This window comes from Geobacter hydrogenophilus (assembly GCF_018501225.1).
GTDB classification, from domain to species: Bacteria; Desulfobacterota; Desulfuromonadia; order Geobacterales; family Geobacteraceae; genus Geobacter; species Geobacter hydrogenophilus.
Window position 1 is genome coordinate 1 of sequence record NZ_JAHCZI010000029.1, and the last position, 1,026, is coordinate 1,026.

The following is a 1,026-nucleotide window of genomic DNA, read 5'->3' on the forward strand; positions in this document are numbered from 1 at the left end:
GATACAGCGAGTCCAGCTGCAGCACCAACTGCGGTGAGCATGGTTCCATATCAGGGGGCGAAACCTGGTAGGAGAGAATTGAGTATGTTTCAGAAGAGTGGCCGGGGGAGCTTTCCCCCGGCCACTCGGTTTCTGGAAAATCTCAGAAGGAGAGGTCTTGGAGGACGAGTCCCATACCCACTCGACGCGGCAGATAGTGCCGCTTTTTTTGTAGTTGTTGCAATGTGTGCAAACAATAACTAATATACGTTAATTTTGTTGTTGGCTTGCTTCTGAATAGTGGTTAGCAAGAAGTTGTGTCTCGGAGTTGAAGGGGGAAAAGATGAAAACTGAGATTGGCCTTCAAGGAGGGCGCCTGATCTTTTTTGCGCTAGTCGTAACGGTTTTGTTAGCGCCGATTATGCCGCCCGATGCCCATGCGCTCGTTGAGAACAATTGCAGGGGGTGTCACAATGATGCGTTGGGCTCAACGGCAACCCGCCACCACAACCTGCTCCTTAGCAAAGGAAAGCAATGTCTCGACTGTCACCAGATGGTTGGCCCGACTGGGAATCAAACCCCTATTGTGGTTCGCGACTGCATTGCATGTCATGGCGACCTGATTCACCAGGGAAGGCACCATCAGCTGCTCGTTGAGCAAGGAAAGCAGTGCCTCGACTGCCACCAGATGGTTACCGATGCGTCTGGTAACAATACGCCCATCGTGGTCCGGGACTGCAGCGTCTGTCATGCGTCCATGAACCCCAAGACCAACCACAGTAACGCCACGGCCGATGTGAGTTGCGCCCAATGCCACAACCTTGGAGTGGTGAATGAGCACCTTTCCCGTGCCTCCACGTGCTATACCTGCCATAGCAGCGCCAATGCCACGGTGTTGCAGACGATTCTTTCCGCAAAGACAGGCGTCGTGGTCACTTGTACTTCCTGCCACGTTGGTTTTGATCACGTCGCCCAGCACAACATGGTGGTAACGCCAGCTGACTGCGCGGGGTGCCACACACAAGGAGTTGTCTACGAGCACACGAA

General features: G+C 53.7%; 1 pseudogene. It reads left to right on the forward strand.

Features of this window, described 5'->3' with window-relative positions:
* Positions 1-322 precede the first annotated feature (322 nt).
* Positions 323-1,026 (forward strand): annotated as a pseudogene (locus tag KI811_RS18370) (PKD domain-containing protein); the annotation flags it as partial.